This is a genomic window from Mycobacterium sp., from assembly GCF_044342925.1.
GTDB lineage: Bacteria > Actinomycetota > Actinomycetes > Mycobacteriales > Mycobacteriaceae > Mycobacterium.
The window spans coordinates 1-16,561 of record NZ_JBIIOV010000011.1; the positions used below are offsets into that span (position 1 = coordinate 1).

15 protein-coding genes and 1 pseudogene are annotated in these 16,561 nt (G+C 69.4%); 12 read left to right on the plus strand and 4 right to left on the minus strand.

Annotated elements, in window-relative coordinates; all coding sequences use genetic code 11:
• Positions 1–2,365, minus strand: a pseudogene (locus tag ADBZ6I_RS02410) (hypothetical protein); the annotation flags it as partial.
• 1,232 nt (positions 2,366–3,597) lie between these two features.
• Positions 3,598–3,813, minus strand: coding sequence for a hypothetical protein (locus ADBZ6I_RS02415; RefSeq protein ID WP_526380495.1), 216 nt, complete (start codon positions 3,811–3,813; stop codon positions 3,598–3,600).
• On the opposite strand from ADBZ6I_RS02415, the gene ADBZ6I_RS02420 reads away from it, so the two are divergent.
• The gene (locus ADBZ6I_RS02420) at positions 3,803–5,860 is read left to right on the plus strand and encodes an NAD(+) synthase (RefSeq protein ID WP_526380497.1); all 2,058 of its coding nucleotides are present in this window, start codon (positions 3,803–3,805) and stop codon (positions 5,858–5,860) included. The genes ADBZ6I_RS02415 and ADBZ6I_RS02420 overlap by 11 nt on opposite strands.
• Positions 5,857–6,846, plus strand: a complete 990-nt coding sequence (locus tag ADBZ6I_RS02425; protein ID WP_526380499.1) for an alpha/beta fold hydrolase — start codon at positions 5,857–5,859, stop codon at positions 6,844–6,846. The genes ADBZ6I_RS02420 and ADBZ6I_RS02425 overlap by 4 nt, the downstream gene beginning before the upstream one ends.
• 9 nt (positions 6,847–6,855) lie before the next feature.
• On the opposite strand, the gene ADBZ6I_RS02430 is transcribed toward ADBZ6I_RS02425, so the two are convergent.
• Positions 6,856–7,455, minus strand: a complete 600-nt coding sequence (locus ADBZ6I_RS02430) for a cation diffusion facilitator family transporter (RefSeq protein WP_526380501.1) — start codon at positions 7,453–7,455, stop codon at positions 6,856–6,858.
• A gap of 75 nt (positions 7,456–7,530) precedes the next feature.
• Here ADBZ6I_RS02430 and ADBZ6I_RS02435 point away from each other — a divergent pair, with 75 nt between their 5' ends.
• Genes ADBZ6I_RS02435 through ADBZ6I_RS02475 form a run of 9 tightly spaced genes read left to right on the plus strand, consistent with a single transcriptional unit; the run spans position 7,531 to position 15,229 of the window.
• Positions 7,531–8,778 carry a glutamate-5-semialdehyde dehydrogenase gene (locus ADBZ6I_RS02435; protein ID WP_526380503.1) on the plus strand — a complete coding sequence of 416 codons (1,248 nt, stop codon included), beginning with the start codon at positions 7,531–7,533 and terminating at the stop codon, positions 8,776–8,778.
• Between the two features lie 18 nt (positions 8,779–8,796).
• Positions 8,797–9,684 (plus strand): AAA family ATPase, encoded by an 888-nt coding sequence (locus ADBZ6I_RS02440; RefSeq protein ID WP_313675314.1) that lies wholly within the window; start codon positions 8,797–8,799, stop codon positions 9,682–9,684.
• Between the two features lie 2 nt (positions 9,685–9,686).
• A complete protein-coding gene (locus tag ADBZ6I_RS02445) occupies positions 9,687–11,129 on the plus strand; it encodes a vWA domain-containing protein (protein ID WP_526380505.1) in 1,443 nt (480 codons plus the stop codon).
• 16 nt (positions 11,130–11,145) lie between these two features.
• Complete coding sequence (gene nadD, locus ADBZ6I_RS02450; protein WP_526380507.1) at positions 11,146–11,781, plus strand: nicotinate-nucleotide adenylyltransferase; 636 nt, start codon at positions 11,146–11,148, stop codon at positions 11,779–11,781.
• Positions 11,778–12,167 (plus strand): ribosome silencing factor, encoded by a 390-nt coding sequence (rsfS, locus tag ADBZ6I_RS02455; protein WP_526380509.1) that lies wholly within the window; start codon positions 11,778–11,780, stop codon positions 12,165–12,167. Before nadD ends, rsfS begins: the two co-directional genes overlap by 4 nt.
• Positions 12,164–12,832: a glucosyl-3-phosphoglycerate phosphatase gene (gene gpgP, locus ADBZ6I_RS02460; RefSeq protein WP_526380511.1), complete on the plus strand. Its 669-nt coding sequence runs from the start codon at positions 12,164–12,166 to the stop codon at positions 12,830–12,832. Before rsfS ends, gpgP begins: the two co-directional genes overlap by 4 nt.
• The gene (gene octT / locus ADBZ6I_RS02465) at positions 12,822–13,637 is read left to right on the plus strand and encodes a diglucosylglycerate octanoyltransferase (RefSeq protein ID WP_526380547.1); all 816 of its coding nucleotides are present in this window, start codon (positions 12,822–12,824) and stop codon (positions 13,635–13,637) included. Before gpgP ends, octT begins: the two co-directional genes overlap by 11 nt.
• A gap of 3 nt (positions 13,638–13,640) precedes the next feature.
• On the plus strand, positions 13,641–14,480 hold the full coding sequence (locus tag ADBZ6I_RS02470) for a DegV family protein (protein WP_526380513.1): 840 nt from the start codon (positions 13,641–13,643) through the stop codon (positions 14,478–14,480).
• Positions 14,477–15,229 (plus strand): DUF6065 family protein, encoded by a 753-nt coding sequence (locus ADBZ6I_RS02475; protein WP_526380515.1) that lies wholly within the window; start codon positions 14,477–14,479, stop codon positions 15,227–15,229. The genes ADBZ6I_RS02470 and ADBZ6I_RS02475 overlap by 4 nt, the downstream gene beginning before the upstream one ends.
• 7 nt (positions 15,230–15,236) lie before the next feature.
• Here the strand turns inward: ADBZ6I_RS02475 and ADBZ6I_RS02480 are convergent, their stop codons facing one another.
• Positions 15,237–16,292 carry an NAD(P)H-dependent amine dehydrogenase family protein gene (locus ADBZ6I_RS02480; protein ID WP_526380549.1) on the minus strand — a complete coding sequence of 352 codons (1,056 nt, stop codon included), beginning with the start codon at positions 16,290–16,292 and terminating at the stop codon, positions 15,237–15,239.
• A gap of 66 nt (positions 16,293–16,358) precedes the next feature.
• On the opposite strand from ADBZ6I_RS02480, the gene ADBZ6I_RS02485 reads away from it, so the two are divergent.
• The gene (locus tag ADBZ6I_RS02485) at positions 16,359–16,496 is read left to right on the plus strand and encodes a hypothetical protein (RefSeq protein ID WP_526380517.1); all 138 of its coding nucleotides are present in this window, start codon (positions 16,359–16,361) and stop codon (positions 16,494–16,496) included.
• Positions 16,497–16,561 lie beyond the last annotated feature (65 nt).

The window sequence follows — 16,561 nt, forward strand, 5'->3', positions numbered from 1 at the left end:
CCACACCGCCATTGCCGCCGTTGCCACTGGCACCGTCCGCCGCCGTACCGGCTCCGGCGCCACCCGCGGCACCGGCGCCACCTGTACCGCCATTGCCGCCGATGCCGCCGGCCTGCCCATCGGTGCCCGCCGTCAGAGAGTCCGTGCCGGCCAGGCCGTCCGCGCCCGATCCGGCGTCACCGCCGGCGCCTGCAGCTCCACCGTCACCACCGGCCCCGCCGGCCGCGTCGGTGCCCGCCGTCGCTCCGGTCCCGCCCGCCGCACCGCCGACGCCACCGTCTCCGCCGGTACCGCTCGCGCCGCCGTCGCCACCGTTGCCGCCGGACTCGCCGGTGCCCGCAAGTCCGACGTAGCCGTCGCCACCCATACCGCCGGCGGCTCCGATGCCGCCGATGCCTCCGTTACCGCCATTTCCGTTAGCGCCGTCGGCGACGGTGCCGACCCCGGGAGCGCCTTTACCGCCGGCACCGCCGATTCCGCCGGCGCCGCCGTTGCCACCGGCCTGACCGGCCGTGCCGTCGGGGCTGCCCAGCACCCCGTCGACGCCGTCGAGTCCGGCTGCGCCGTTGCCACCGGCTCCGGCGTTGCCGCCGTTGCCGCCGTCGCCGCCGCCGGTGCCCGCGCTACCCGCGGTGCCGTTATTGGCGATGAAGAAGAAGATCCGGCCCTGGCCGACCACACCGGCCACCCCGTCGGAGCCGGCGTCGCCACCGTTGCCGCCGTTGCCGCCGGGACCGCCGGACGCACCCGGGGTGGTCGGAGACAGTCCGTCGGCGCCGTCGCCGCCGTTGCCGCCCGATCCGCCCGATCCGCCGTTGCCGGCATCGCCGCCGCGGCCCCACAGGAAGCTGCCGTTGCCGCCGTTGCCGCCGTTGCCGCCCCCTGAGCCGGTACCGCCGTCCTCACCGGACTCACCGGGCAGTACACCGTCGGCACCGTCGAGGCCGGCGCCGGTACCGCTGCCGCCGTTGCCGCCGTTGCCGCCGTTGGCCACCAGCGAAAGCAGCCCAACGTCACCGCCGTTACCGCCGTTACCAGCGTCACCGCTGTGCAGCGCATCCCCGCCGTTGCCGCCGTCGCCGCCGTTGCCGAAGAACAGACCGCCGTTGCCGCCATTGCCGCCGTCGCCGCCACCGGATCCGCCAGCGCCGCCGATGCCACCCGCACCGCCGTTTCCGATCGCCGCGAAGGAGGAAATCCCGCCGCCGTCACCGCCGTTGCCGCCGACACCGCTGAGCGATCCGCCCGCGCCGCCGTTACCACCTGTACCGCCGCCGCCGCCGAACGTCAGCAAGCCGGCGTCACCACCGCGACCACCGGCACCGCCGTCGCCATCGGTGTCGGTGATCGCACCGCCGACCCCGCCGCTGCCGCCGAAGCCGTTGGTCAGCCCCGCGGTGCCGCCGTTGCCGCCCGCGCCACCCTGGTTCTCACTGGCGCCGCCGTCACCGCCGTTGCCACCAGCGCCGCCGGAGATGGTCAGCGCGCCCAGCCCCGCGTTACCCCCGTTACCGCCGGCGCCGCCGGCCGCGACACCGGCGCCGCCGTCGCCGCCGTCGCCGGCGGATCGGGCGAGGCCGACAAACATCGCCAGGCCCAGTGAAAGTCCAGCGCCGGCCCCGCCGTCACCGCCGCGTCCGCCGATATCGCCGGGTCCCAGTCCCGCGCCACCAACGCCACCGTCACCGCCAATGCCCCACAGCGACAAGAACCCGGCGTTGCCGCCGTTACCGCCGGCGCCGGCCTCGCTGCCGTCGGAACTGGGGAGCGCGTCCGCGCCGGCACCACCGCGGCCGCCATCGCCCCACAGCACCCCGCCGAGGCCGCCGTTGCCGCCGGCACCGCCGTTGATGCCGGCACCGCCCGCGCCGCCGTCACCGATCAGGAACGCCGAACCGCCGCCGCCGCCGTTCCACCCGTTGCCGCCGCTGCCGTAGAGCAGGCCGGCCTGCCCGCCCCGGCACGCCAGGCCCTGGTTGCAGGTGGCGGCATCCCAGGAGAATCCGGTGCCGATCAGCAACCCGGCGTCGGGGTGATCGGCGGTGCCGTCGCCGATGAAGATCCGGACGAAGTCGCTGATCGGATCAGAAGCGAACGTCCCGGTGGAGGAGGCGCTCGGCGAGCTCACCTTGATGCTTGAGCCGGAGAGCAGACCCACCAGTTCGCCGGTCGATGTCGAGGCCGCCGGGCTGGGGTTGACGTTGGTGCGGCCCAGTTCCCGTCGGGTGACGGCCAGCGCGGTCCACATCAGTGGCGCGGCCACCGGGGCGTCGCCGGTGTTACCGCCTTCCAGCCATGACAGAATCCCCCGGCCCATGCCGGATACCGAGCCGGACGACGTAATCTGCCGCGGTGGTGCTGTCATCACCGGCGCCTGAGTCGCCGACGCGGGCGCCACGCCGATCCTCGGAGCTGACGACGCCGCAGGCATCGCGTTATCAGGGGACGAAGAACGTTGTTGCTCAATGGAAGTCGAGGCGTGAGTCGAAGGGGAATCTGACGACTCACGCGGTGTGGGCAGATCGACGGGTAGCGTCGGGCCGTCATCCCACGAGGGCGCCGTCGATTGACCTGTCTGGCCGGCCCCCGGGGTGACGGCCGCATCCCCCTGCGGGTCCGACGGAACATCTGAGTTCCCGCGACGCACCGGTCCGGGGTCGCTGTCCTCGGTGGCCGTCTCATCGCCGCCCCGCACCTCCGGCGCCGGAACCGTGACGGAATCGGCAGGGGAGGGGTCCTCCGAGCCACCAGTGGCTGAGTCGGTCTGGGTGTCGGCCGCAGACGTGTCACCACGGGTGCCGGCCCGGGACGTCGCCCGTCCCCTAGGTGCCGACGAGGGAGCCGACGCAGCCGGCGCCGACGACGATGTGTCGGTGTCCGACCCGGTCGAACCTCCCGAGCCAGTCCGATCGGCGAACGCCGCGGGCATGGAGAACACTGCGGAACCGACCCCAAGAGCTATGGCAAGCGTACCGATCCTGCCCACGTAGCGGGCGTAGGGATGGGAGGAAAATTCGGCAGCCGTCGGCGCCGGCCGATGATCTTCGATGCGACGAACGTGGCCGCGAACATTGCCGCTCTGGCGAATTTCAGACGTCGAAGGCTGGAAAAACATGTTGCCCCCCTTGGCAGATCCGCGGTGCCCCTGACCGCAGGTGATCGGACTCTGTCACGCTCCGATCTCGATAAAAAGGGACTTTGGTCCTTTTGCCGCTTTTGGAAATTCCGATAGGTACGGCTAGCTGCGACGATGCACTCGAAAAAAGTTTCCAGCATGTTGAATTGTGGAAGTGTTTGGTATACAAGCGAATTCAAGAGGATTTGATGCTTCGTGCCAGTGGGAAAGTGCCCGATCCTGCGCCGCAAGACGAGCGAAAACAACTGTCTAACAATCAAATACCGCTTAAAGTTAGGATGGGATCAGCTGGTGAGAAACCTGCGGTGCGAGTTCCTTCGACATGGCGTTGGCCCCAGCCCATCTGAGAGGCCGGCGCTCCAACGTCAGCCCAGACAGTCCCGGGCCGCTGAGACATCGGCGCAATATTCCGCCGCATCATCGCCAGCGCCGCCTGTCCCAGGTCCGGGTCGATGTCAGGATCACCCGGGCGCTGTCCAGTGCCGCGGCGATGACATCGCCGGACTGAGCGCGGTGAAGTCGCCGTAGTTGTCGTTGACGTAGATCAGGTCGACCTCGTCGCGGCGGCGGGCCCGGGCGATCAGATCAGCCAGCGGGCCGACGATCTTGCTGACATGGCCGGCCAGGGCGTCGGCGTCGTCATGGCGGTAGCTGCGACAATGGGGCGTGGACTTCACTGCGACCGACTTCTTTGGCGCCTATCGGCACGGCTTCGCGCGGGTCGCCGCCTGCACGCACCGCACGGTGCTCGCCGACCCGGCCGCCAACGCCGAATCGGTGCTGCGGATCGCCCGGGACTGCCACGACGACGGGGTGGCCGTCGCGGTATTCCCGGAGCTGACCCTGTCGGGCTACTCCATCGAGGACATCCTGCTGCAGGACAGCCTGCTCGACGCCGTCGAAGCCGCCCTGGGCGACATCGTCACCGTCTCGACCGGACTGTTGCCGGTGCTGGTGGTCGGCGCGCCACTGCGGCACCTGCACCGCATCTACAACACCGCCGTGGTGATTCACCGCGGCGCGGTGCTGGGAGTGGCCGTCAAGTCCTACCTGCCGACCTACCGGGAGTTCTACGAGCGACGGCAGGTGGCGCCGGGCGACGACATGCGCGGGACTGTGCGCTTGTTTGGCAGGGATGTTCCGTTCGGACCGGATCTGTTGTTCGCCGCCGAGGATCTCCCCGGGCTGGTGCTGCACGTGGAGATCTGCGAGGACATGTTCGTTCCGGTGCCGCCCAGCGCCGAGGCGGCGTTGGCCGGTGCCACCGTGCTGGCCAATCTGTCGGGCAGCCCGATCACCATCGGCCGGGCCGAGGACCGCGCCCTGCTGACCCGTTCGGCGTCGGCCCGCTGCTTGGCGGCGTATGTGTACTCCGCCGCGGGGGAGGGCGAGTCGAGCACCGACCTGGCGTGGGACGGCCAGACCATGATCTACGAGAACGGCCGGTTGCTGGCCGAGTCGGCGCGGTTCCCCAAGGGCGACAGCCGATCGGTAGCCGACGTCGACCTGGACCTGCTGCGCGCCGAGCGACTGCGGATGGGAACCTTCGACGACAACCGCCGCCACCACCAGTCCAGCCTCGATGGGTTCCGCCGCATCGGCTTTCGGCTGGAACCGCCGCAGGGCGACATCGGTCTGCGACGCGAGGTGGAGCGGTTTCCCTTCGTGCCCAACGACCCGATCCGGCTGGAGCAGGACTGCTACGAGGGCTACAACATCCAGGTGTCCGGCCTGGAGCAACGGCTCCGGGCGTTGAACTACCCCAAGGTGGTCATCGGGGTCTCCGGCGGCCTGGACTCCACCCACGCCCTGATCGTCGCGGCCAAGGCGATGGACCGGGAAGGCCGTCCGCGCAGCGACATTCTGGCGTTCACCCTGCCCGGGTTCGCCACCGGCGAGCACACCAAGAACAACGCCACCCGGCTGTCCAAGGCGCTGGGCGTGACGTTCGAAGAGATCGACATCCGCCCGACGGCGGAGTTGATGCTGACCGAGATGGGGCACCCGTATTCGCGCGGTGAGGCCGTCTACGACGTCACCTTCGAGAACGTTCAGGCCGGGCTGCGCACCGACTACCTGTTCCGGATCGCCAACCAGCGCGGCGGGATCGTGCTGGGCACCGGGGACCTGTCGGAATTGGCGCTGGGCTGGTCCACCTACGGCGTCGGCGATCAGATGAGCCACTACAACGTCAACGCAGGTGTGCCGAAAACCCTGATCCAGCATCTGATCCGGTGGGTGATCACCTCCGGGCAGTTCGACGACGAAGTGGGCGAGATCCTGCAGTCGGTGCTCGACACCGAGATCACCCCCGAGTTGGTGCCGGCGTCGGCTGGCGAGCAGGTGCAGAGCAGCGAGGCCAAGGTGGGCCCCTATGCGCTGCAGGACTTTTCACTGTTCCAAGTGCTGCGCTACGGGTTCCGGCCGACGAAGATCGCCTTCCTGGCCTGGCACGCCTGGAGCGACGCGCAGCGCGGTGACTGGCCGCCCGGCTACCCGCCGGACAAGCGGCCGGCCTACCCGCTGGCCGACATTCGCCGCTGGCTGACGGTGTTCGCCCAGCGCTTCTACTCGTTCAGCCAGTTCAAGCGGTCGGCTCTGCCCAACGGCCCCAAGGTGTCCCACGGCGGGTCGCTGTCGCCGCGCGGTGACTGGCGGGCGCCGTCGGACATGGGCGCGCGAGTGTGGCTCGACGAGATCGAGCGGGAGATTCCGCAGGCGTGAGCATCTTCACGGACTGGCGCAACAGTGGCACCGAGATTCGTTGGCGGTCCACCACCGCCGCCAACGGCGGACGGGAACTGTCGGTGTTCGCCCGGCGGTGCGGCACACCAGGTGCGCCCGCGTTGGTGCTGGTGCATGGTTTCCCCACGTCCAGCATCGACTTCTATTCGCTGGCAACCGAACTCGGCGCCGACTTCGACATCCACGTCCTGGACTTTCCCGGTTACGGGTTGTCCGACAAACCGGCCGCGCCCTACGTCTACTCGCTCTACGACGACGCGCGACTGCTGGTGCACGCCATCACCGACGTGTGGCAGCTGACCGACTACCGGATGCTCACCCACGACCGCGGCAGCAGTATCGGGATGATCGCCGTCGGTCTGGCGGCAGCCCTGGACCCGCCCCGAGTCCCCGTCGACCTCATCGTGACCAACGCCAACATCTTCCTGCCGCTGTCGAACCTCACCGCGTTCCAGACCGCGCTGCTCGACCCCGCCACCGGGCGGGCCACGGCCGCCGCAACCACACCGCAGATGCTCGCGGCTGGGATGGGAGCCAGCACGTTCATGCCGCGCCGCACACTGGACGACCCCGAAATCCACGCGATGGCAGAGTGTTTCGCGCACCACGACGGCACCCGGGTACTGCCCGACACGATCCAGTACCTGCACGAGCGCGCCGCCGACGAAACCGGCTGGCTGGAGGCGTTGTCGGCCAGCGAGGTCAACACGACGCTGGTGTGGGGTCTGCACGACACCGTCGCGCCGCTGCGGGTGCCCAACCACGTGTGGAGCACCTACCTGAAGGGCAAGCCCGGCACCAACCGCTACTGGGTGATCCCGGGAGCCGACCACTACGTCCAGTGCGACGCGCCCGCGCAGTTGGCTGCGGTTGTCCGCCTGACGGCCCGCGGCGGTGACATCCCGCTTCAGACGCTGGGTAGCACACCTGAGGGTGCAGTTCTGGTGGACATCAGCGCCCAGTGAGGCGTTCCGCTACCCGCAGCAGGGATCCCCGCGCCACGCCTCCAGCCCCTCGCGGACAGCGAAGCCGGCAATCACCAGCGCAGCCAGCGGGTCGGCCCAGGACCACCCGAATGCCGCATTGAGCACCAGGCCCACCAGCAGGGCCGCTGACAGGTAACTGCACAACAGTGTCTGTTTGGCATTGGCCACCACCGAATTCGACCCCAACTCCCGGCCGGTGCGGATCTGCGCCCAGGCCAGTAGTGGCATCACCGTCAGGCTGGCCACCGCCAGACCGATGCCGATGGTGGACTGGCGAGCCTCGGAGGGGCCGAGCAGCGCGCGCACGGACTCGACGCTGACGTACGTGGCCAGCGCGAAGAACGAGAAGGCGACGAAGCGCAGCGCAGTCTTCTCCCGGCGCTCCGGGTCCTCGGCGGCGAACTGCCACGCCACCGCCGCCGCCGCGGACACCTCGACCACCGAATCAAGACCGAACCCGATCAGCGCCGTCGACGACGCACGCGACCCCTCTATGAGGGCGACGGCCGCCTCGATGACGTTGTAGGCGATAGTGGCCCACACGAGCAGGCGGACCCTGCGCTGGAGTGTGCCCTGGCGGTCGTTCATGGCTCCCATCTCACCGCAACGGACTGACCGCAACGCCCCACCTTCCAGTTGGTCGGGACCCGATACCCTGGTCAGATGAGTCTGCACACCGAGGCTAGTCCTGACGTGCGCGAAATCGTCCACGACGCCGCCCGGCGGGCCCGGGTGGCCGCCCGCGAGCTCGGATCGCTGACCACCGCCGTCAAGGACCGGGCCCTGCACGCCGCGGCCGATGCCGTGCTCAGCCACACCCACCAGATCCTGGCCGCCAACGCCAAGGACCTCGACGCCGCCCGCGCCGCCGGCACTCCCGAAGCCATGCTGGACCGGCTGGCTCTCAACCCGCAGCGCGTCGACGGCATCGCGGCCGGCCTGCGCCAGGTGGCCGGGCTGCCCGACCCGGTCGGGGAGGTGCTGCGCGGGCGCACCATGCCCAACGGCCTGCAGGTGCGCCAGCAGCGCGTGCCCCTCGGCGTCGTCGGCATGGTCTACGAGGGCCGGCCCAACGTCACCGTCGACGCCTTCGGGCTCACGCTCAAGTCCGGCAACGCGGTGCTGCTGCGCGGTAGTTCCTCGGCGGCCAACTCCAACGCCGAACTGGTCACGGTGCTGCGCGGCGCCCTGTGCGGGGAGGGCCTGCCCGAGGACGCGGTGCAACTTTTGCCCTGCGCCGACCGGTCCAGCGTCACCCACCTGATCCAGGCTCGCGGACTTGTCGACGTGGTGATCCCGCGCGGCGGCGCCGGCCTGATCGACGCGGTGGTGCGCGACGCCACGGTTCCCACCATCGAGACCGGGGTGGGTAACTGCCACGTCTACGTGCACGCCAGCGCCGACCTCGACGTCGCCGAGCGAATCGTGCTGAACGCCAAGACCCGTCGGCCGAGTGTATGCAACAGCGCCGAAACCCTGCTGGTAGACGGGACGCTTGCCGACACCGGGCTGCCCCGGTTGGTGGCGGCACTGCGCAACGCCGGCGTCACCGTGCACGACAATCCCACTGAAGAAGAACTCCGCGCCGAATTCCTGTCACTGGACATCGCACTGGCCGTGGTCGACGGCCTGGACGCCGCGATCGACCACATCAACACCTACGGCACCGGCCACACCGAAGCCATCGTCACAGGAGATCTGGCTGCCGCGCAACGGTTCACCGAGCGGGTGGACGCCGCCGCGGTGATGGTCAACGCCTCCACCGCCTTCACCGACGGCGAGCAGTTCGGCTTCGGCGCCGAGATCGGCATTTCGACCCAGAAACTGCACGCCCGCGGGCCGATGGGACTGCCCGAACTCACCTCGACCAAGTGGATCGTCTTCGGCGACGGCCACATCCGGCCCGCCTAACACTGGAGACACTCCCGCATGACTGAAACCCCGGCGCGCCCGGCGCCGCTGTTCGCCGACATCGATGACGTCAAACGCCAACTCGCCGCCACCGGCTACCTCGCCGACACCGCCACCGCCACCGCGGTGTTCCTCGCCGACCGGCTGGGTAAGCCGTTGCTGGTCGAAGGGCCCGCCGGCGTCGGCAAGACCGAACTGGCCCGCGCCGTCGCCCAGGCCACCGACTCCGGTCTGGTGCGCCTGCAGTGCTACGAGGGTGTCGACGAGGCCCGCGCCCTCTACGAGTGGAACCACGCCAAGCAGATCCTGCGCATCCAGTCCTCGACCGGCGCCGACCATGACTGGGAGCACACCAAGACCGACGTGTTCAGCGAGGAGTTCCTGCTGTCCCGGCCGCTGCTGACGGCGATCCGGCGCACCGATCCCACCGTGCTGCTCATCGACGAGACCGACAAGGCCGACATCGAGATCGAGGGTCTGCTGCTGGAGGTGTTGAGCGACTTCGCGGTGACCGTGCCGGAATTGGGCACCATCACCGCCACCCGCAAGCCGTTCGTGGTGCTCACCTCCAACGCCACTCGTGAGCTGTCCGAGGCGCTCAAACGTCGGTGTCTGTTCCTGCACATCGACTTTCCCGACCCCGACCTCGAACGGCGCATCCTGCTGTCCCGGGTTCCCGAACTTCCCGAACGCCTCGCCGAGGAACTGGTCCGCATCATCGGGGTGCTGCGCGGCATGCAACTCAAGAAGGCCCCGTCGGTGGCTGAGACCATCGACTGGGGCCGCACCCTGCTGGCGCTGGGCATGGATACCATCGACGATGCCACCATCGCCGCGACGCTGGGGGTGGTGCTCAAACACCAGTCCGACCAGCAGCGTGCCGCCGGCGAGTTGCGGCTGAACTAAAGATGGCCGTCCGCCGGACCCGCCCGCCGCAGCCGCTGGCCCCGCACGGCTTGCCCGGCCACCTGGTCGGCTTCGTCGAAGCGCTTCGTGCCCAGGGTATTTCGGTGGGTCCGTCGGAGACCGTCGACGCCGGAGAGGTGCTCAGCGTGCTGGACCTGAGCGACCGGGAGGAGGTTCGCGAGGGCCTGGCCTGCGCGGTGCTGCGCCGCGCCGATCACCGCCAGACCTACGACGCCCTGTTCGACCTGTGGTGGCCGGCCGCTCTGGGCGCGCGCACCGTGCTGGCCGACGACGACACCGCCGTTCCGCCGCCGCAACTCGACCCCGAGGACGTCGAAGCCATGCGGGCGATGCTGCTGGAGATGCTCACCGATAACCCCGACATCGGCGACCTCGACGACCGCCTGGTGGCGATGATCGCGGCGATCGTCGAGGCCCACGGCCGGTACACCTCCAGCCGCGGGCCGTCCTATTCGTCGTATCAGGCGCTCAAAGCGATGGGTCTGGACCAACTGGAGGGCCGGCTGCTCGCCGGACTACTCGCCCCGCACGGGGACGACCCGTCGCCGACGGCGGAACAGATCGCCAAAGCCGTTGCCGCGCAGAAGATCGCCCAGCTGCGCCGGATGGTGGAGGGTGAGACCAAACGCCGCACCGCCGAGCAGCTGGGCCGCGAGCACGTCCAGATGTACGGCATCCCGCAGCTCGCCGAGAACGTCGAGTTCCTGCGCGCCTCCGGCGATCAGCTGCGCCAGATGCGCCGGGTGGTCGCGCCGTTGGCCCGCACGCTGGCCACCCGCCTGGCGGCCAAGCGCCGGCGCAACCGGGCCGGCGCGATCGACCTGCGCAAGACGCTGCGCACGTCGATGTCCACCGGCGGGGTGCCGATCGACGTGGTGCTGCGCAAGCCCCGTCCGGCCCGTCCGGAATTGGTGGTGCTGTGCGATGTCTCCGGTTCGGTGGCCGGCTTCAGCCACTTCACCCTGCTGCTGGTGCACGCGCTGCGTCAGCAGTTCTCGCGTGTTCGCGTGTTCGCGTTCATCGACACCACCGACGAGGTGACCCACCTGTTCGGCCCGGACGCCGACCTGGCCGTCGCCATCCAGCGCATCACCCGGGAGGCGGGCGTCTACACCCGCGACGGGCACTCCGACTACGGCAACGCCTTCGTCTCCTTCACCGAGAACTTCCCCGGCGTGCTCTCGCCGCGCTCCTCACTGCTGATCCTTGGCGACGGCCGCACCAACTACCGCAGCCCGGCCGCGGACGTGCTCGCCCACATGGTCACCGCCAGCCGGCACGCGCACTGGCTCAATCCCGAGCCGAAGCACCTGTGGGGTAGCGGCGACTCGGCGGCGCCGCGGTACTCCGATGTCATCACCATGCACGAGTGCCGGTCGGCCAAGCAGCTGGCCGCGGTCATCGACCAGCTGCTTCCCGTCTGACCTAAGCTTTCACACCATGGGTTCCCGGCGCAGGCTCGGCGTGATGGGCGGGACGTTCGATCCCATCCACCACGGCCACCTGGTCGCCGCCAGCGAAGTGGCCGATCAGTTCGGCCTCGACGAGGTGGTCTTCGTACCCACCGGGCAACCCTGGCAGAAGGACCGCGATGTCACCTCCGCCGAGGACCGCTACCTGATGACGGTGATCGCCACCGCCTCCAACCCGCGTTTTTCGGTCAGCCGTGTCGACGTCGACCGCGCCGGACCCACCTACACCACCGACACTCTGCGGGATCTGCGGGAGCTGCAGCCGGACTGCGACCTGTTCTTCATCACCGGCGCTGACGCGCTGGGCTCGATCCTGACCTGGCAGGGCTGGGAGGAGCTGTTCCGGCTGGCCACCTTCATCGGGGTCAGCAGACCCGGCTACGAACTGTCCGACGCCCACATCACCCAAGCCCTCGACCGGCTGCCCGACGACGCCCTGCATCTGGTGGAGGTCCCTGCACTGGCGATCTCGTCGACCGACTGCCGCGGCCGCGCCGCGCAAGGCCGGCCGATCTGGTATCTGGTCCCCGACGGTGTGGTCCAGTACGTCGCCAAGCGGGGTCTGTACCGCGTCCCGGCCACGACCACCATGGAGGTCCAATGACCGCATCCGCCGAAGCGATCCGGATGGCCACCATCGCCGCCCGGGCCGCCGCATCGAAACTCGCCCAGGATGTCGTCGTCATCGACGTGTCCGCCCAATTGGTCATCACCGACTGCTTCGTGATCGCTTCGGCCAACAACGAGCGGCAGGCCAATGCCATCGTCGACGAGGTGGAGGAGAAGATGCGGCTGGCGGGCTACAAGCCGGCCCGCCGGGAGGGCACCCGGGAGGGCCGCTGGGTGCTGCTGGACTACGTCGACATCGTGGTGCACGTGCAGCACACCGATGAGCGCAACTTCTATGCGCTGGACCGGCTGTGGCGGGACTGCCCGCTGGTCGATGTCGATCTCGACGTCGATGTTGATGTGCCGGTGGAGGATTCGTGAGGGTTCGCCACCTGGTCATGTTGCGCCACGGCCAGACCAAGTCCAATGCCGACAGCCGGATGCAAGGTCAGCTGAACACCGATCTGACCGACCTGGGCCGTGCCCAGGCGGTGGCTGCCGCCGAGGTGCTCGCCAAACGCCAGCCCCTGCTGATCGTTTCGTCCGATCTGCGCCGGGCGCACGACACCGCTTTGACACTCGGCGAGCGCAGCGGGATACCGGTACGGGTGGACACCCGGCTTCGGGAGACCAACCTCGGGGACTGGCAGGGTCTGACCCATGCCGAGGTCGACGCCCTGGCCCCGGGCGCTCGGGTGGCGTGGCGGGACAACGCCACCTCCGCCCCGCACCGGGGGGAGAGTCGCATCGACGTTGCCGACCGCAGCCTGCCGCTGGTCGCCGAACTGGTTGCGGGAGAACCGGAATGGGGCTGCGACGAACCCGATCGGCCGGTCGTGCTGGTGGCCCACGGCGGCCTGATCGCCGCGCTCACCGCCGCGCTGCTGGACCTGCCGGTGGACAGCTGGCCGGCGCTGGGCGGCATGGGCAACGCCAGCTGGGCGCAATTGTCCGGATACGGGCCCGTCGATGCCGCGCCGGCTGATCTTCGGTGGCGGCTGGACGTGTGGAACGCCTCGGCGCAGGTGGCCAATGATGTCCTCTGAGCAGCGTCCCCCGTCCGACCGTCGCGACTCATCCCCGGGTCGCTCCGCTCCTGCCCGCCGGGCCCTGCTGATCTTCTGCGATTCGCTGTCGTATTACGGCCCGCAGGGCGGGTTGCCGGCCGACGATCCGCGGATCTGGCCGAACATCGTCGCAGCGCAACTGGGTTGGGATTGCGAGCTGATCGGCCGGATCGGCTGGACCTGCCGGGACGTGTGGTGGGCAGCCACCCAGGATCCGCGGGCCTGGGCCGCGCTGCCGCGGGCCGGTGCGGTGATCGTCGCGACCAGCGGTATGGATTCGCTGCCCTCGCCGCTGCCGACCGCCGCGCGGGAGATGATCCGGTACGTGCGTCCGCCGCTGGTGCGTCGCTGGGTGCGCGACTCCTACGGTTGGCTGCAGCCCCGGCTGTCGCCGGTGGCGCGATCCGCGCTGCCACCGCACCTGACCGTCGAATATCTGGAGATGACCCGCGGCGCCATCGATTTCAACCGGCCGGGCATCCCCATCGTGGCCTCCCTGCCGTCGGTGCACGAGGCTCCGACGTACGGTCTCGCCCACCACGGCCGCCCGCGAACGGCTGCGGCGATCACCGACTGGGCGCAACAGCACCATGTTCCGCTCGTCGATCTCAAGGAGGCGGTCGCCGAACACATCCTGGGGGGCCGAGGCAATCCCGACGGCATCCACTGGAACTTCGAGGCGCACGAGGCCGTCGCGGAACTGATGCTCAAGGCGCTGGCCGAAGCGGGCGTGTGCGGTTCGCCCGCCGCCGGGGCGGCAGCGTCACAGGATGAAGTGGGCTGACCCGTGGCGGTGGCGGTGGTGACGGACTCCTCGGCAAGGCTGCCTGCCGATGCGATCGCCGACTTCGGCATTCAGGTGGTGCCTTTGCATGTTCTGGTCGACGGGACCGATCTGCGCGACGGCATCGACGCCATGCCGGCTGACCTGTACCAACGCCCGCAGGTCAGTACGGCCGGCGCCAGCCCCGCGGAACTGGCGGCGGCCTACCGGGCGGCGCTGACCGCCAGCAGCGGCGACGGGGTTGTGGCCGTGCATCTGTCGACCGAACTGTCCAGCACACTGGGCGCCGCCGAACACGCTGCGCAGGAGTTCAGCGGCTTGGTCCGGGTGGTCGACTCCCGCTCGGCGGCGATGGGAACGGGCTTCGTCGCGCTGGCCGCGGCCCGCGCCGCCCGAGACGGTGTCGACCTCGACGGTGTTGCGGCCGAGGCCCGAAAGGAAGTCGATGGTGTGCACGCCCTGATCGTCGTGCAGCGCTTGGAGAATCTGCGCCGCAGCGGGCGGATCGGGACGACGGCCTCGTGGCTGGGCACCGCGCTGGCGCTCAAGCCGCTGTTGCAGATGGAGGACGGCAAGCTCGTCCTGGCCCAGCGGGTGCGCACCACCTCCAAGGCGATCGCCGCCATGGTCGAACAGGTCATCGAGGTCGTGGGGGAGGGCCGGGCGGCGCTGGCGGTTCAGCACGTCGACAACCCCTCTGGCGCCGCCGATCTCGCGGCGACACTGGCCGGTGCGCTTCCGGGTTGCGGAGCCCCCGTCGTCACTGACCTGGGGCCGGTGCTGGGTGTGCACCTGGGACCGGGGGCGCTGGGAGTGGTGGTGGCCAGGGCGGCAGGCTCATGAGTCCTGCCGAGCTGAAACTCATTGCCTACGAACTGCATCGGGACCACGGGTTCACGTTGGTCCCGGCCTCGCCGAGGCGGGAGTGGATGGACTCCACCGCCGACCGGTTCGCGAATCGGTGTCTGCCGCTGCTGATGGCCAACCAGGCCGGGTGGCTGGTTCTGAACAACGCCGACGTGCGAGCGCGCTGGCACGGCGGGGCCGATCGGGAGTCCATCGAATTCGACTACGGCGAGGGCGCGCCGTCGTTTCGTCCGGTGAGTCATTTCGGCGCCGGGATCATCACCTGGAACCTGCCGTACCTGTTCCGCACCCCACCGGGTTTCAATCTGCTGGTCCGCGGTCCGGCAAACTCGCCGAAGCGCGGAGTCTCGGCGCTGGAGGGCATCGTCGAAACAGACTGGTCTCCAGCGGCATTCACGATGAATTGGAAGTTCACCCGGCGACGCCGCTGGGTGAGTTTCGCCAAGGGCGAGCCGGTGTGCGTGATCGTTCCGCAGCGCCGCGGCGAACTCGACCGATTCACACCCACGATCGTCCCGATCGACGCCGCCCCCGAACTGTGCGCCTCCTACGACGCCTGGCGCGAGGGCCGCCGCGACTTCATCGCCGACCTCAGGCGCCCCGGGTCGACGGCGGCGCAGGCCGGTTGGCAGAAAGACTATTTCCGGGGCGCCAACCCCGACGGTTCGACAGCGCCCGAGCATGAAACCCGGATGCGCTTAAAGCCTTTCACCCCGAAGGGCTGAGGCAGAGTCAACCGGTGAAGCGCCCGGTGATCGGCGGCAGATCGGCGAGCGTGACGATCCCCGGTTCAGCCGCCACCACCGCCGGGACCGCGTTGGTCACCGGCATGGCGGTGTAGATCATGCCCAGGCCCATGAATCCCGGTTCGGCCCAGTCCTTCGGCGGTAGACAGTGCAGCACGGTGCGCATGTTGGGCACTCCGAACACCTGGATGACGTGGCCGTTCTCCAGCGGCTTGGGTGGCTCGACGTGGTTGCCCATGGTCCAGTTGAATCCGACGCTGACCACGTTGCGGTCGCCCACCCAGCCGCGGTGATAGCCGTACACCCCCGCGACGGTGCCCTCGGGAATCGTCATGAATCCCAGATCGGTGTCCCCGTTGGCCGCAGTGAAGGTCACGTCGAAGGTGATCCGGTCCAGGTCGGCGCCGATGGCGTCGGCCATCATCGCGGCCGATTCGGCGAACACCTCGCTTTCCAGCCGAACGGCCTCGGCCAGACCGGGGGTGTCGGGGTCCTGAGAGAAACCCATTGCCGTCTGAGTGGCGGCCGATTCATAGGTCGAGCAGTCCACCGACTCGGTGATCCTGATCTCGTCGACCCGCTCGCAGGACCCGGACAGCGCCATGGCCACCGTATTCGTCATCCCAGGGTGGGCGCCGCTTCCGAAGATGCTGGATTGCCCACGCTCACAGGCCATCTGGATGCGCGCCAGATCGGTGGGCGTCTGCTTGGCGCCGGTGATCCAGGCCGCGGACGTGCAGACGTTCACGCCGGACTCCAGCAGCAGTTCGAGCTCATCGATGCTGGGCCACAACGGGTTGTAGCAGCACGCATCGGGCTTGGTGGCCAGCAGTGCGCCGATGTCGTTGGTCGCGGCGATGCCGGTGGGTTCCGGCCAACCGGCCAGCTCGGCGGCGTCGATTCCCACCTTGTCCTCGCCGTGCGCGTAGACGCCCACCAACTCCAGGTCAGGCCTGGCGATGATGGCGTGCAGGGAGCGGCGGCCGATGTTCCCGGTGGTCCACTGGATGACCCGCAGCGGGCGGCTGATGGTGTACGGCATGGGCATGTATCTACACCATGCCCGGTTTCGTGGCATAGGCGAGACGTCGACAGCGTCCTGCCGTACGTGCCGCAGCGCGCCGAGGACGAGGTCCGTGCCGCGTTCGCCGCCGTGTCCGGGGTGCGCGACGAAGGCTCCGACGTTCGGGAGCTGGCCGACCGGCACTTTCTTCGAGACGGTGGTGCGTCTGCACCGTGCCGGTGAGGGCGCTGCTTTCACCGGACTGAAGCCGGCCGGCCCTGCTCAACCAAGCGGGTGGCCGACGAGGG

Bases quoted from the DNA above. Each gene is read 5' to 3' on its own strand.
- ADBZ6I_RS02430 (WP_526380501.1), bottom strand. From the start codon at position 7,455: ATGAACGACCGCCAGGGCACACTCCAGCGCAGGGTCCGCCTGCTCGTG.
- ADBZ6I_RS02435 (WP_526380503.1), top strand. From the start codon at position 7,531: ATGAGTCTGCACACCGAGGCTAGTCCTGACGTGCGCGAAATCGTCCAC.
- ADBZ6I_RS02440 (WP_313675314.1), top strand. From the start codon at position 8,797: ATGACTGAAACCCCGGCGCGCCCGGCGCCGCTGTTCGCCGACATCGAT.
- ADBZ6I_RS02445 (WP_526380505.1), top strand. From the start codon at position 9,687: ATGGCCGTCCGCCGGACCCGCCCGCCGCAGCCGCTGGCCCCGCACGGC.
- nadD (WP_526380507.1), top strand. From the start codon at position 11,146: ATGGGTTCCCGGCGCAGGCTCGGCGTGATGGGCGGGACGTTCGATCCC.
- rsfS (WP_526380509.1), top strand. From the start codon at position 11,778: ATGACCGCATCCGCCGAAGCGATCCGGATGGCCACCATCGCCGCCCGG.
- octT (WP_526380547.1), top strand. From the start codon at position 12,822: ATGTCCTCTGAGCAGCGTCCCCCGTCCGACCGTCGCGACTCATCCCCG.
- ADBZ6I_RS02475 (WP_526380515.1), top strand. From the start codon at position 14,477: ATGAGTCCTGCCGAGCTGAAACTCATTGCCTACGAACTGCATCGGGAC.
- ADBZ6I_RS02480 (WP_526380549.1), bottom strand. From the start codon at position 16,292: ATGCCGTACACCATCAGCCGCCCGCTGCGGGTCATCCAGTGGACCACC.